The organism is Brevibacillus massiliensis (genome assembly GCF_000311785.1).
In the GTDB taxonomy this organism is placed as follows: Bacteria; Bacillota; Bacilli; order Brevibacillales; family Brevibacillaceae; genus Brevibacillus_C; species Brevibacillus_C massiliensis.
Genome location: NZ_HE978545.1, coordinates 1 through 14,031, shown reverse-complemented (window position 1 = coordinate 14,031; position 14,031 = coordinate 1). Strand labels below are relative to the sequence as shown.

Annotated in this window: 13 protein-coding genes; 4 read left to right on the top strand and 9 right to left on the bottom strand. The window is 50.8% G+C overall.

Features of this window, described 5'->3' with window-relative positions:
- Window positions 1–34: 34 nt before the first annotated feature.
- Together HGBM_RS19300 and HGBM_RS19295 are read right to left on the bottom strand one after the other, a co-directional pair.
- The gene (locus HGBM_RS19300; protein ID WP_245553025.1) at window positions 35–796 is read right to left on the bottom strand and encodes an FkbM family methyltransferase; all 762 of its coding nucleotides are present in this window, start codon (window positions 794–796) and stop codon (window positions 35–37) included.
- A 42-nt stretch (window positions 797–838) separates the two neighbouring features.
- Complete coding sequence (locus tag HGBM_RS19295; protein ID WP_245553022.1) at window positions 839–1,849, bottom strand: class I SAM-dependent methyltransferase; 1,011 nt, start codon at window positions 1,847–1,849, stop codon at window positions 839–841.
- A gap of 309 nt (window positions 1,850–2,158) precedes the next feature.
- On the opposite strand from HGBM_RS19295, the gene HGBM_RS19290 reads away from it, so the two are divergent.
- The 3 genes from HGBM_RS19290 to HGBM_RS29060 all read left to right on the top strand — a co-directional run bounded on the left by HGBM_RS19290 (window position 2,159) and on the right by HGBM_RS29060 (window position 8,923).
- Window positions 2,159–3,286 carry a glycosyltransferase family 4 protein gene (locus tag HGBM_RS19290; RefSeq protein ID WP_019122722.1) on the top strand — a complete coding sequence of 376 codons (1,128 nt, stop codon included), beginning with the start codon at window positions 2,159–2,161 and terminating at the stop codon, window positions 3,284–3,286.
- 39 nt (window positions 3,287–3,325) lie between these two features.
- Window positions 3,326–5,569: a glycosyltransferase gene (locus tag HGBM_RS19285; RefSeq protein WP_019122721.1), complete on the top strand. Its 2,244-nt coding sequence runs from the start codon at window positions 3,326–3,328 to the stop codon at window positions 5,567–5,569.
- A gap of 66 nt (window positions 5,570–5,635) precedes the next feature.
- Window positions 5,636–8,923, top strand: a complete 3,288-nt coding sequence (locus tag HGBM_RS29060; RefSeq protein WP_019122720.1) for a glycosyltransferase — start codon at window positions 5,636–5,638, stop codon at window positions 8,921–8,923.
- A 37-nt stretch (window positions 8,924–8,960) separates the two neighbouring features.
- Here HGBM_RS29060 and galU read toward each other — a convergent pair whose 3' ends face one another.
- Together galU and HGBM_RS19270 are read right to left on the bottom strand one after the other, a co-directional pair.
- Window positions 8,961–9,836 carry a UTP--glucose-1-phosphate uridylyltransferase GalU gene (galU, locus tag HGBM_RS19275; RefSeq protein ID WP_019122719.1) on the bottom strand — a complete coding sequence of 292 codons (876 nt, stop codon included), beginning with the start codon at window positions 9,834–9,836 and terminating at the stop codon, window positions 8,961–8,963.
- A 32-nt stretch (window positions 9,837–9,868) separates the two neighbouring features.
- Entirely contained in the window at window positions 9,869–10,945 is a 1,077-nt protein-coding gene (locus HGBM_RS19270; protein WP_019122718.1) for a glycosyltransferase, read from the bottom strand.
- A 288-nt stretch (window positions 10,946–11,233) separates the two neighbouring features.
- Between HGBM_RS19270 and HGBM_RS30475 the strand changes: the two genes are divergently transcribed.
- Entirely contained in the window at window positions 11,234–11,386 is a 153-nt protein-coding gene (locus HGBM_RS30475) for a hypothetical protein (RefSeq protein WP_019122717.1), read from the top strand.
- 81 nt (window positions 11,387–11,467) lie between these two features.
- Here the strand turns inward: HGBM_RS30475 and HGBM_RS19260 are convergent, their stop codons facing one another.
- From HGBM_RS19260 to HGBM_RS30465, 5 genes are all read right to left on the bottom strand, one after another.
- Complete coding sequence (locus HGBM_RS19260; RefSeq protein WP_019122716.1) at window positions 11,468–11,959, bottom strand: hypothetical protein; 492 nt, start codon at window positions 11,957–11,959, stop codon at window positions 11,468–11,470.
- Between the two features lie 17 nt (window positions 11,960–11,976).
- Window positions 11,977–12,465, bottom strand: coding sequence for a hypothetical protein (locus HGBM_RS19255; protein WP_019122715.1), 489 nt, complete (start codon window positions 12,463–12,465; stop codon window positions 11,977–11,979).
- 19 nt (window positions 12,466–12,484) lie between these two features.
- Window positions 12,485–12,946 carry a hypothetical protein gene (locus tag HGBM_RS19250; protein ID WP_019122714.1) on the bottom strand — a complete coding sequence of 154 codons (462 nt, stop codon included), beginning with the start codon at window positions 12,944–12,946 and terminating at the stop codon, window positions 12,485–12,487.
- Window positions 12,936–13,085 carry a hypothetical protein gene (locus tag HGBM_RS30470; protein ID WP_019122713.1) on the bottom strand — a complete coding sequence of 50 codons (150 nt, stop codon included), beginning with the start codon at window positions 13,083–13,085 and terminating at the stop codon, window positions 12,936–12,938. Before HGBM_RS30470 ends, HGBM_RS19250 begins: the two co-directional genes overlap by 11 nt.
- Window positions 13,086–13,199: 114 nt before the next feature.
- A complete protein-coding gene (locus HGBM_RS30465; protein WP_154653334.1) occupies window positions 13,200–13,814 on the bottom strand; it encodes a hypothetical protein in 615 nt (204 codons plus the stop codon).
- Between the last annotated feature and the right edge of the window lie 217 nt (window positions 13,815–14,031).

Genomic DNA, 14,031 nt, shown 5'->3' with positions numbered 1-14,031 from the left:
GCTGCGGGAGCCTCCTGTCGGGCAGGCTGGGCCGCTATGTTCTTGTCAGCAATAAATCGAGATGGATCACCGGGCTGATACTGGCGAGATCTTCTGCGCAGGTCGGAACCGTAATTCCGTCCCTTTGCAGAATGTGAAAGTGAAAGCCGCGTTCCGCAAAACGCTGAAGAATGGGCAGCGGCTCATACCCCTTCCAGATACTTGGCAGGTATTCCAAAAAAACGACCATCGGTCCATTATGGTCAATCACTTCACACAGACTATGCATGATCAGCGGTTCGGAGCCGTCGATATCGATTTTGATCACATCCGCTTTCAGGCTTGGCAAGTAGTCGGTAAGCAAGCCCTGGGGAACGATCGTTCTTGTGATTGCGTTTATGTCCTCCAGACCGTGAAAAAAAATGCTGGTGCCCGCCTCGCCGGTGGTTAGCATTTCTGTTTCTCCGCGTTGATTGGACACCATGACCTTATTCAGTTTTACGCGATCATACAAACCGTTAAACGCGACGCTCTTCAGCAGGTTCTTATGATGAAATGGATTGGGCTCAAAGGCGTGAACAAACCCTCCGGGACCTACCAGGATGCCAGCCAATAAAGTAAAATAACCGTGATGGGCGCCAATATCCAGGACGGTCATTCCCGGTTTGACTACTGACAAAAAAGTGGCGGTAACCCAATCTTCCCAAGAACCTTGCATCAAAATCGCCAAATTGACTGGATCGCGAGTGTCCAGGAACATGGCCGGCCCGTGAACTAAATTGGTCAGCACCGTATGTTCCCCCAAGTAGTAATTCATTCGGTCCACACTCTTCCCCTCCCGGACATTCATTCTATCCTCTCAAAGCTGTCCCATGAACAATTGCGGAATCCGCACAAAACAACCCCCGCTGTCGTATTTGCATAAGCGCACCTCAACATGGTGTTCGTCCTGGGACAAGTAAAGCAAATCCCGAATTGCACCAGATTGTCTCACTATTTTCCTCAGCAACACTTTTTGACCGTAATTGGAGGTTATATCCAAAACAAAATGCCTTGGTTCCGACATCTCGATGACCATATCAAACCGGTAGACCTGGCGGTGCAAAGAAATATAGGGTCCATAAAAAAGATAGCCGGAAGCATAAGCGGGAAACCAACCGTTTTGGTCGAATTCGGATGCCCTTATAAAAGGGGAATGGTAATAGCCGCCAATACTGACCGGAGGATTGTATTGAAGCGTTTCTTCATCATCTTCGACTGTCGGATTGGCATCCGCTATTTTTTCCAAGGAAATGACAGCAATCCCGTTCGAATTGGGAAACGGACTATCGTAATACGTCTCCTCCAGAGTTTTTTCCTCACACTGCATCCACAGCTGCTTTGGAACCTCTGCACCGACCTCTGCATCCATTTTTTTGAAAAAGGCCGTTTTGATCGCTGCATGCGGAATACCGTATTTTTTCACCACGAGACCCAGGTATTTGCTGCTAAATTGAATTTGCCAGCCGGCATCAATCAACCTCCCAAACGGAACGGTTATCAGCGCCCGCCCTCCCGGTTGAAGCAGCTCATAGATTTTCAGAATCGCTTTTAACGGCGCTTCCCTGCCACCTGGCTGGGTCTCTCCGTACTCCATCTGTCCCACGTGTTCTACCGTAGAGATGGATACGATCCCATCGTACTTGACATCGAAATCCATCAAATCGACATTCATCACGCCATGGCCCTGCTCAAATTTGTCAAGAACGTCGATTTTGCCTATATCGGAATATGGAGCCAATAGAGGCATGTAATGGGACAATACGTTGCCAACCTCAAGAATTCGTTTATTCGTCCCCATTTCTCTTAAAAAGTCAATGGCAATTGGCACTTCGATAGCCCTCTCGGATCTGTTGTTGTATGGAATGGTGTTATATGCGAGCGGTTTATTGTGATATAAGAATACAGGCTGGCTTTCGTACCCCATGATTCCCATCTCGTTCACCCTCTTTCTAGACTGCCACTGCGCTACAGCAGTATATGTTTGAGCAGCAGTTGAGGTATAGACAAATGGTCGAGATTCGGGACCGGCAGGGAAAACTTCACCTATTCTTTGCTTCATTTGATCATAACGCCTAATCCACCTTATTTTTCCACCATATACTAATGAAAGATCGGCAAAGAGGAGATGTTGATTCAGATGACATATACTGGTATTTATTGGATGGGGCCGGTTTATGATAGAGGCGGGTACGGGAATGTCTCGCGAAATTATTTAAAAGCGATAGAATCGATCGGAATCCCTGTTTACATCCACTCTTATGGAGAAGAGCATCACGAAATCGGCGAAGATACCAGGCGTTGGCTGCAAAACCTGTCAACGAATCAACTCGGAGATCGGGTTGTATTGGTTCGTCACAATTTGGCAGAGGTGTTTGGCGTCCCCCTTGCTGTCCCTCATCTAGCAAAAAATATCGGGATCACCCTGTTTGAAACGGATCGCCTGCCGGGTAAGTGGGCGGCATATTCAAATCTGATGGATGAGGTCTGGGTCCCTTCCCGGTTTAATTACCACACGTTCACCCGCAGCGGCGTCGAACCCTCAAAGCTGCGTATCGTTCCCTACCCGATCGATGTCACGAAATACTATCCGGGCAGACCGTTTCGAAAATACGCTCTTCCCCACCCGCTACGGTCATTCACCTTTTTATACGTATCAGGTTTTGACTACCGCAAGGGCTATGATTTACTGCTGAAAGCCTTCTGCGAAGAATTTTCTCCCCATGAAGACGTCTCTTTGATCGTCAAAGTGTATACGTACCCAGCGCAGAACAAAGATGAGATCCTCTCTGAACTTCGCTCCTACATTCCCAATGAGCGTTTCCAAACGCAAATCGCCATCATGACAGATCCGATCAGCGAGCATGACTTAATCGACTTGTACCAGAGCTGTGATGTATACGTGTCCACCGATCGAGCAAGCGGCTGGGGAATGCCCGTTATGGAGGCGATGGCCCTGGGGAAACCGGCAATCGCTTTGAACTGGGGAGGTTCGACGGAATTCATGAACAATACCAACAGCTTTCTCATCGAGACGGAAGGAGTGCTCGTGCCCGTCGATGAGAAGCTGCAAAAAGCAAGACCCGACCATTACCGCAACCACCGTTGGCCCGATGTAAAGGTGGAGAAAGTTCGAAAGGCATTGCGCGAGGCATATGAGAATAAGCCCAAACGGGAGCAACTTGCCAAAAAGGCGGCGTTGGATATCCATCTCAACTATTCCCCTGCTTCCGTTGGAGCCATCATCAAAAGGTTGTTAAGTGAATAGAGCTGTCGACAAACATCATCGGGATAGGCGGTGAAGTGCGTGAACATTGCGATTGATATGTCGTTTGTGAAGGCCCCTTCTTATCAGGGAGGAATTGGACGGTATTCCCGGAGCCTGCTTAGGAACATCACACTCCAAGGAACTGACCATTCCTTTTCTTTTTTCTACCCCGAACCAAGCGACAGCCCGGTTCAACTACGGGAGCAGCTGCAGCGATTCCTCTCGCAAAACCAAATCGAGTTGTTTCATATTCAGAGTCCGTTTGAAATTACCAGTTCTGCCTTGTTGATGCGCAAAGAATGGTTTGGCAAAACCAGAGTTGCCGTTACGATTTACGATTTCATCCCGTTTCTGTTCCCCCATGTTTATTTAAGCCATCCGTTTTTCCAAAATTTCCACCAAACCGTTTTGCATTTTGTGAAATCGGCAGATGTAATTTTCGCGATATCGGAGACGACCAAGCGTGATGCTGTTCGTCTCTTCAGAATCGATTCCGGTAAAATCCATGTCATTTTGGCGGGTTTGGATGACTCATTCAAGTGGAGGCCCGATCCGAACCGGTCCGAACTATTAATCCGGTACGGCATTACAAAACCGTATATTCTGAGCTCCGGCGGCGCTGATTTTCGTAAAAATATCCCCCGATTGATCGAGGGGTTTGCCCGTGCAAACAAGGCGCTGCACTCTGCCTACCAATTGGTTTTATCCTGCAATGTCAGCACCGGGGACAGGCAAAAGTTGCGATCCGCCGCCGAGCAGGCGGGAGTGGCCGGTGATGTGGTGATCGCCGGTCATGTGCCAGAGGCCGACCTGGTCCGATTGTACAACGGTGCCTCCCTCTTCGCCTTTCCTTCTCTCTACGAAGGTTTCGGTTTGCCGATCCTGGAGGCGATGGCATGCGGCGTTCCAGTTCTTGCCTCGGACAATTCATCACTCGCGGAGATATTCGCCAATGCCGCCTACCTCGTCAATCCGGAAAGCATTGATGAAATAGCAGCCGGCATACACGCAATGCTGACAGACCCCGCCTTGCGGAATGCATATCGCGAGAAGGGCCTTTTACACTCCAATAAATTCCAATGGAAGGAGGTCGCCTCCAAGGTTTTGAATATCTATCGGCTCGTTGCCAGAAAGCGGATAGCCATCTTTTCCCCTGTACCGCCCATCCAGTCCGGAGTTGCCGATTTGCAGGAGAGAATATTGCCGGATCTCGCACAGTATTACGATTGCGACATCTTTATCGACGACGGCTACACGCCCAGTCTCTCCATTAGCCCGGGCAGTGTCCAGGTGTACAATCACCGCTCCTTCCCCGAGCTTGCCAGTCGATACAATGCCATTATCTATCAAATGGGAAACCACACCTACCACCAGTATATGGTGCCGTACCTGAGGTCCCATAGCGGGATTGTAATCATGCACGAGGCGAATGTACACGGAATGAGCATCATGTCGACACTGGGCAGACAAGATGTCCAAACCTATTATCAAGTGCTGAGTGAAAATTTCGGAAGCCGCGCGCAAGAAATCCTGACCGGTGTGCTGAGCGGCAGCATCCCCAATCCCCATGAACGGTTTATGATCAACAAATATTATGTGGCGGGAGCGAGGCACGTCGTTGTTCACAATCAGTACACATACGACATTTTCGTAAAAGAGGGCGTACCGAATGTAACGATCTCACGGCTTCCCGTCAGCCTGCAGGCACATTCTTCCCAGCGCCAGGACAGCCGGTTTGTATTTGCCAGTTTTGGTTTTCTCGGGCCGCAGAAACACATCGACAAGGTGATTCGCTGTTTGAAAAAGCTTGTTGACTCCGGCTGCAGCAATGTGTACTACCATGTCATCGGACTATGTGAGCCAGGTTATCTGTCACAGCTTGTTTCTCTGGTGCAGACGCTGCAGCTCGAATCTCGCGTAACCTTTTTCGGCTATGTGCCAAACGAAGAACGCCATCGGCATATCAGCGGCACGGATGTTGCCGTTAACATTCGCTACCCAACCTGCGGCGAGTCTTCGGCCTCTTTGCTCGATACGTTGTCACATGGAATCCCAACAATCGTATCCGACATCGGTTCATTTCGCGAATTTCCAGACGAAGTGGTCAAAAAAATCCCCGCCGGCCCAGATGACGAGCAGGCGCTGTTCGAGTCGATGCTTCTGCTTTACCGAGACAGAAACCTGCGAACCAGGATGTCTCAATGCGCGAAAGAGTACATCGACCGGCACCATTCGATCAATCATTACGTTCAACATTTGCGTCGCTTGATTGAAGGCGGCTAACGCCATCGAAGCGAAAGAACACCTGCCCCGTCCCCTCCATAAGATGAGGAACAGGAGGTGCTCGCCTTGAAGCAGGACCGTACATCTGTCATGTGGGAAGGTCCACAGTTTTCGACCCACAGCTACGCGAAGGCAAACCGGAATATTTGCAAATACCTGCTTGCATTCAGAAACATCGACCTTTTTATCAGGCCTCACCAGGATGGTTTCCCCAATGTCGACGGACCGGAATGGTTCGACTTGCACAAACGGACGGCAGCCGCCAACCAGAGGGCTGACATCAGCGTATGTCATCAATGGCCGCCCAACTGGAACGTGACCAGCAGCACGTACAGTATTTGCATGCAGCCTTGGGAATTTGGCGCTCTCCCCAAGCAGTGGTATATTCCGATGAAGCATTGGACGGATCAGGTCTGGGTGTACAGCAAGTACAATAAGGAGTGTTACGTCCGCTGCGGCATACCGGAACAGAAAATTAAAGTGATTCCCCTCGGGGTAGACGAAACAGTCTACCGTGACGATGTCGAGCCGCTGAAGATCCCCGACGACTCTTCTTTTCGTTTTTTGTTTGTCGGCGGAACCATATTGAGAAAAGGGATCGATATCCTGCTTCAGGCGTATCTGAGCGAATTCTCTCCCGCCGACGACGTTTGCCTGGTGATCAAGGATCTAGGCAGCCATTCTTTTTATAAGGGAAGCGCGATTGACAAGGAAATTGTCAAGCTGGCAGCTGATCCGCGTTACGCCCGCATCCTGTACCTTTCCGCCTATTTCTCCGAGCAGGAACTCGCCGGTCTGTATAAAGCATGTGACGTGTTGGTGCACCCGTACCGCGGTGAAGGATTCGGCCTGCCCATTCTGGAGGCGATGGCCTGCGGTACACCTGCGATCGTCCCCGACCTCGGGGCCTGCCGGGATTTCTGCGACCACAGTACGTCATTTCTGCTTAAGAGCGAAGAAGAGATGATCAAACCGGAAATGGCCGTTGGCCTTGATACTGTCACCGATCCTTGGTGGCTGAAAATCGATCAGGCGGAACTTCAAATTCTGATGCGCAGCGTATACGAAAATCGGCACGCAGTCGAACTGCGCGGACAAAACTCCAGTAAAAAAGTCAGGTCAACGTTCACCTGGAAGCAAACTGCCCGTGTCGTAGCTGAGACATTGCAGCAGCTGGAGCCGAAAAAGCAAAACCCGAAAGCAAGCCATGTCGAGATTATTCATGCAGAACTGCAATCCGGCATTCAGCTGTATTCGCAAAATCGCTTTGCAGAGGCCTTGCAGTGTTTTCAGGCCATCCTGTCGATCTATCCCCAAACCGCAGCGGCCCGGTATTTTGCCGCCCTCGTATGCCTCAAGCAAAATGATCCAAAGACCGCCCGCGAACAGTTGTCCGCTGTAGCCGAAGCGATGGCGAGTGAGCCCGAATCGTTTCAGGCCGAGATATGGAGCTGGCTGGGCGTTTGCTATTCGCAGGAAGAGGAATTTGATCTGGCAGTCAACGCCTTTCAAAAATCTTTGAGATTGAATCCGGCCCTGCGGTCGAGAGAAATCTTGGCGCTAAAAAAAGCTTTGCAGCAGGCGGAACATCGATTAGCGAACACGTATCGAGAATTAGGCGAATGTTACTTTGCAATCCAGAGCGATCTCAACGCGGAAGAGATGCTGCAAAGGGCACTTGCCTGCGGAAGCGACCCCGCAATCGTGCTTCCGACATTGGAGCAGGTACGCAAACGCATAGATGCCGTTACATCCACCGTTGCTTCCGTGACACAGCCGACATTGCCAGCCGCTCCGCCCGGCCAATCGCAACCGATCATGTGGCTTGAGGCACCATTGCATCCCCCTGTCGATGCAGGTGATGTGATTAAGGAACGAAGAAATCGCTGGAGTCCCTATTTTACCGGTGGGGATCGCGTGCTGGCAATCGAGTGGCGGAATCAAACCGATGCCGAGAAGCCGGCACAGTTCAAAGAGAGATGCGACGGACTGCTACTGTTTCTGAAGGAGAAAGAGACGTATGCAGCAGATTGGAATCAACTGGTAAACACTGCACTACAATGGGTAAAAGAGACGGGCAAAATCATCATCGTGGCCGAACATCACGTCGATGCCGATACGCTGTCCATCCAGGACAGCTTGGCTGTCGCAATGCACTCGGCAGCTTGGCAGATAAGAGAGTTAAACACATTAGAGGACAGGAATGCCTTATATCTCGTTGCCCAAAAAGTACCGTACGAACTGCTTTGGCAGTGTCCCCTGTTCGACCAATCCGGGTTTGCGGAAGAGCAAAGAAAATTTCTCGAAGGCATACGTCCCTATCCTCTCCGCGTTCAGGTGCACCCCATAGGCGTATCAGAGCCGGCGGAGTCCTTCCCGACTGAGTGGGGCACGTACGTAAAAGCACTCAAAAAGCAGCGGATTCTTACACCGCTCATTCATTATCAAGCGCTGCCCGTCTTTGGCTTTGCGTTTCCCGCGGCTCCTATATCTATCGCCAGAGCCATGTTTGAGACGGATTCGCTGCATGAGAACTGTGTAGAGGTCTTAAATGAAATGACCGAGATTTGGGTCCCGTCCGAATTTAACCGAGAGACGTTTGCACGAGCAGGCGTGAGGCCTGAGCGCATTCACATCATCCCTGGGACAGTGGATGAAGACATTTTTAACCCGGCTGCGGCCAGAGCGATTCCTCAGGCTGCTGCTCGCGGCTTTCGCTTCTTGTCCGTATTTGACTGGAGCGTCCGCAAGGGTTGGGACATCTTGCTCCGCGCCTATTTTGAAGAATTTACCCAGGACGACGACGTATCGCTGATCATCAAGGTGACGAAACTGAACCACCCAAAGGCCGATCCTACCGGTAAAATCAGGGAATTAGTAAAAAAACTCGGAATTCGCCAACGTCCGCATATCGAAATCATCGAAGCGAGTCTGTCTGAAGAACAAATGGCCGGGTTGTACGCAGCAGCCGATTGCTTTGTCTTGCCATCCCGCGGTGAGGGGTGGGGTCGGCCTTATATGGAAGCGATGGCCATGGAGCTGCCGACAATCGGGACGAGATGGAGCGGACAGCTGTCGTTCATGAATGACCGCAACAGCTATCTGATCGATATCGAGGGCCTGGTTCCTGTCGATACGTCCGAGATGCCCCCCCACTTTTCGGGACATCGCTGGGCCGAGCCAAGCGTTGATCACCTCAAAAGCTTGATGAGGCATGTGTACAGTCACCGAGATGAGGCCAGATTGAAGGGCCGAACGGCGAGACAAGATGTCTTTCCCCGCTTCTCAAAGCGGACGATCGGCAGGCAAATTTTTCAACGAATTGCTGATTTAGTAACACATTACTACAACTGACGCGAAAAAATCCGCTCCTGTCGGCAGCGGATTTTTTCTATTGTTCAGTTTGTTGCTGCAGGTAACGGCGAAGGAATTGACGAAACTCCGCGTGCAGGGAATCCCGTTTCAGGGCATACTCTACTGTCGCCTGCAAAAATCCCAATTTGTCACCGACGTCGTACAACCGTCCTTGGCATTGAAATGCGTACAATGAGCGGTCCTTCAGCAACTCCTGCAGCGCGTCTGTCAGTTGGATTTCTCCCGCCGCGCCCTGTGGTATTCGTTCCAGAATGGGAAAAATATCGGGCTCCAGAATATAGCGGCCGATGATAGCCAGGTTGGACGGAGGTGCATGACTGGGCTTTTCAACCAGCCCGTTTACGGCATACAGGCTGCTTGTGATCGGCCTGGCATCGATAATCCCAAACTTTTCGGTCTCCGGCCAGCTCACTGGTTTCACGCCGATAATCGAGCCCCGGCACTCTTGATAAACGTCGATTAACTGCTGCAAACAAGGGGGATTGTCGTCGATGATAACGTCACCCAACAAGACAGCGAACGGTTCCTCGCCAATGAACTTTCTTGCACACCAGACGGCATGGCCCAATCCGAGGGTCTGCTTTTGCCTGACATAGTGAATATCCGCCAGCTCGGACACCTGTTCCACGAGCTTGAGCAACTCGCGCTTGTTTTGCTCCCGCAATGTCTGTTCCAATTCGAAGTGGTGGTCAAAGTGATCTTCAATCGAGCGCTTGGTTCGGCCTGTGACGATAATAATGTCTTCGATACCGGACGCGACCGCCTCTTCAACGATGTATTGGATGGTCGGTTTATCCACGATCGGCAGCATTTCCTTCGGCATCGCCTTGGTTGCGGGAAGAAAACGGGTGCCAAGGCCGGCTGCCGGAATAATCGCTTTTTTGACTTTCATGGGCCGATACTCTCCTGCAGTATTCCGTTGTTTCATTTTTGTCTGATCAACTCTTCCAGCACATACAGGTTATGCTGCAGATCTTCATCGTTTGGTCGGTACGTAAGAGCAGTTTTCGTATGTTGGTACGATAGCTCGTAATCACCCAGGCGGTAATAGCATATGGAGAGGTAGATATGCGGCAGCCAGGTCCGGCAGGATTCAAACGTCGTCAGCTGCTGCCTTTCGGGTACGGGCAGATCAAGGGCCAATTTGCACCAGAAGACCGCTTGTCGATCTTTTTTCTGATCCATCATCCTCAGAGCAATCCGGCAGCAAAACTCGGGCCGCGGAATGTCGTATTGAAACGATTTGAGCAAATACTCCCACTCCCTCTCCCGATCCCCCAGCTGGTTGTAACATTCAGCCAGATGATTGCAAGCCAGAACCTTGTAATCCGAATCGATATTCTCCACTTCCATAAACCTCAGAAAATACTCTTTTGCCTGCTCAAACCTTTGATTATGGTACAGCTCCATCGCATAATTCAAGAGATCTTGCGGGGTCAGCTCTTTTCCGTCCCGCAATTGCTTTTCAAAGATTTTCAGGTTTCGGTCGGTGAATCGATGCATTTGTTTATGGGTTACCACAATATCTGTTTCGATCACGCGCCCGCTGACGATCAGGTCTTCGTGAACAACGCCGCGCCATTGAAATTGCTTCTCACGCTTTACCAACCTGGTGCGTTTTACTTTAAACGTTACATTGCCCTGGTCGTCAAAGGCGTAATCATACTCCATGGTGACAGCGTCTGCCGCAGGATCAAGCTGTCTTTTCAGACGGCTCAGCTTTTCGCGATCTGCCGGCAGCAATACATCATCCGCGTCCAGCCACATAATATAATCCTTCGTCGCCTTCGCAAAAGAGAAGTTGCGGGCAGCCGAAAAGTCATCGATCCAGTTGAAGTCGTAAATTTTTTTTGTATATCGGCTCGCGATTTCTTTCGTCCGGTCGGTGGAGCCCGTATCGACAATTACGATCTCGTCTACAAGATCTTTCACTGTCTCCAGGCATCTCGCCAAAGTCTCCTGTTCATTTTTCACAATCATGCAAAGACTGATCGATACCATAACCATCCTCCTAAAAACTGCGGCGACCAAAGCTTGCAGCCGCCTTTTGTCGGCCAGATATCATATGATTTTTCCGCGGGAACCGTGCTCCTGGCATCCGATGAATAAACAGCGAAAAGACGCCCGGGAGCGCCTCTACGGCCACTTTATTTTTCGGCGGCGGTTAAGGAGAGCGGGGCAAATCGTCACAACTGATTGGATCCGCACATAAAATAGGAAGAAACGCACAGCGGGAAAACCTGTATCCACCTGTAAGAAGTGTATTTTACAAAAAATGGAGGTTTCTGCATGACAGACATAGCGAACGATCCGGAACTGGTGATAAAAATCAAAGAGGCTGTGGAAAGAGTACTGAACAACCCCCTAGCGGACATCAATATGCTGGAAGAAGAACTTACCCGTGTTATCCTGGAACATCAAAAATCCCGGCCGCAACCGTAGTTTCTGGCTAAGAGACGATTTCTGCCTAATCGCAAACAGCCGACACAAGTCGGCTGTTTGCCACACGCTTCCGGCCTTTGGCTAAAAATTTTCCTTTCTGCCATTATCATCGATCACTTCACCGTCGAAGTGAACGGGACCGTCTATCACGGCAACGATCGTTCCAGGATCCACAAAGCTGGCAATCCTGACGAAAACAACTGTCAATGTATACTGCAGCCTGGAATGCGCAACCCCCGTTTCCACATGGTCAAAACTGGTCGTATTATCGCTTGGGGCACTGGAGACGAAGCCTGTATCGCGCGTACTGAATACGATCGGACCGACGATCCCGCCGCGGCGAATCCGAAATTCCAGGACCGGTTGATCGCCATCGGATCTCCGCCATCCCACCGTTGCTGTCAGACGAATCCGGTCATCCGGTTTGATTTCGCGCAGGATGAATGACGCGAGTTCAAATTCAGTCGGTTGTGCACCAGGCGGGGGTACAACCAGTGAGATAGGCGGAAAGGTTCCAGTCTGGCTACTCGGCTCATCGAAATTGAAGTTGACAAGCTCTCGTTGTCGTTTCATGATCTATCCCCCTTTCTCTATGTGGAGTTATCGTCTATAACGGATCCTTCGAAGTGAATCGGGCCGATGATCTGAGCAGGAGTTGTTCCTGGCCCGGCTCCAGGCGCATTAACCAATACAACTGACAACGTATATTGGACGGAATGGCTGATCCCACCCTCGGTATACAGAAATTTGGTCGTAATTTCACGAAAATCCTCAATCGGGAAGCCGGAATCACGTGCGCTGGATACGAGCACACCAGTTGTGCCGCCGCGGCGAATCCGAAATTCTAATTCCGCCTCGTTGGAAAACGGCCCTGATACCGCGACGACCCTCCAGCCGACCGTCGCAGCTAATCGAACCCGATCATGCGGGCGAACCAGATTCAGGTTGACAGTCGCCAACGGGATTTCCGTCGGCAATGCTCCAGCGGCGGGAAGAGTTAGCGGAATGGGAGTTATGCTGCCGCTGAAGCTGTCCGGTTGATCAAAATCGTAATAGACGAGCAATCGCTCACGACTCATTCGTATCATCTCCTTCCCTTTAACGTGGATTGTCGTCGATCACGGAACCTTCGAAATGAACAGGACCGATGATCTGAACGGGAACGTTACCTGCCGGTGAAAGGGACTGTATCAGGCGAACAGTTAATACGTACGTTTGGATGGAAGAACTAAGCCCTTTCTCCGCATGGTCGAATGTGGTTGTAAAATCAAAAGTGGTCCCATCGGTCGCACCCGTATCGCGGTTGCTGAAGACCACCGGTCCATTGATCCCCCCGCGGCGAATGCGAAATTCCACGACTGGGTTTCCGAAGAATCCCCTCCAGCCGACCGTTGACGCCAGCTCTACGCGGTCATGGGGCCGAATTCTCCTCAGAGTGATCTCAGCCAGTTGCATTTCTGCAGGATTCGGGCCAGCTACCAAAGAAACGGGGCCAAAGGTGCCTGGCTGGCTGCTCGGTTGAGTGAATGCATAGTAGACGAGTAATCGCTCACGAGCCATATTTCCCCTCCTTTCCTCTTGTTTCATCATATTCTTGGCTGTCCATCCTGACACGCCATATGCCCTTGACCACAGTTGGGATAAAATCCAATTTTACGAAAGGTTTTGCTTCCCAACCGACCGCAGCCGCCAGTTCCACCCTGTTATCCATCCTGATTTTGTGCAGAGTAATGGAAGCCAGTGGAATTTCTACTAAAAAAAATCTCATCCCGACCTGCAGGATGAGATTGTAGGGCTATCCATCAATCTAAACTCATGTGTCGTTTTCATCAATGACGGAACCGCCGAAATATACAGCCTGAACACTCGGCGTTACAGCTATCGTGATTGTAATCCCAACCGTGATGCCGAGGACCGAAATGGAGATGGTATTCGCACCGACAGTAAGCGCGGAAAGCAGGTTAGACAGAATAATCGGGGCAGCTGCTGTGGCGGTCAGGAAGTAGGTGTGTTCGTGTATATTCGAATGGGAGCTGGATGATGATGCGGGAATGACTGGCACATTTGTATCCGTCGTTATAAAGGTAGTTGTCGCTGTGGAAACTTGGGCCGCAGTTACACTGGCACCAGGTGCGGTGCCGGCAGCGAGACTGGCAGACAATCCTCCCGTCCTGAAATCCGTCGCTTGGCCAACGAGTGTTCCGTTCTGTCCGCCGATCGCATCACGCCAGACCCTGAAGGTAAGCTGTTCGAGCGGAGACAGTGAAATTGTCAATGGGACTGCCAGTGTTACCCCTGCAGCCGATAACGTCACCGTGGCGCTTGTGGAAATATTCCAAATCACCGTGGAACCCAACTCTACTCGGTCACTCGGATTGATCCGGTCCAACGTCAAGTTGGCGATCGGCGTTTCGACATTTATTGGCAAGACAAAGAGGGGGGGGCGCCGGAGTACCTGTAGGAGATGGGATAGGCACAAGGTTCGGCGGGTTTTCTGTGAAATCATAGTATTTAAGTAAACGTTCGCGGTGGCTCAATTCGTCAAACTCCTTTCCTGTTCAGATTGATACTCACTATAAGAGATGCAAAAGTTATACATTGTGACTCGTCAAATCACCCGGGGCATTCGCACTTTTTCTATTTCC

Coding starts and splice junctions, on each gene's coding strand:
- HGBM_RS19255 (WP_019122715.1), bottom strand. CDS start 12,465: ATGAGTCGTGAGCGATTGCTCGTCTATTACGATTTTGATCAACCGGAC.
- HGBM_RS19300 (WP_245553025.1), bottom strand. CDS start 796: ATGAATTACTACTTGGGGGAACATACGGTGCTGACCAATTTAGTTCAC.
- HGBM_RS19290 (WP_019122722.1), top strand. CDS start 2,159: ATGACATATACTGGTATTTATTGGATGGGGCCGGTTTATGATAGAGGC.
- HGBM_RS30475 (WP_019122717.1), top strand. CDS start 11,234: ATGACAGACATAGCGAACGATCCGGAACTGGTGATAAAAATCAAAGAG.
- galU (WP_019122719.1), bottom strand. CDS start 9,836: ATGAAAGTCAAAAAAGCGATTATTCCGGCAGCCGGCCTTGGCACCCGT.
- HGBM_RS19260 (WP_019122716.1), bottom strand. CDS start 11,959: ATGAAACGACAACGAGAGCTTGTCAACTTCAATTTCGATGAGCCGAGT.
- HGBM_RS19270 (WP_019122718.1), bottom strand. CDS start 10,945: ATGGTATCGATCAGTCTTTGCATGATTGTGAAAAATGAACAGGAGACT.
- HGBM_RS19250 (WP_019122714.1), bottom strand. CDS start 12,946: ATGGCTCGTGAGCGATTACTCGTCTACTATGCATTCACTCAACCGAGC.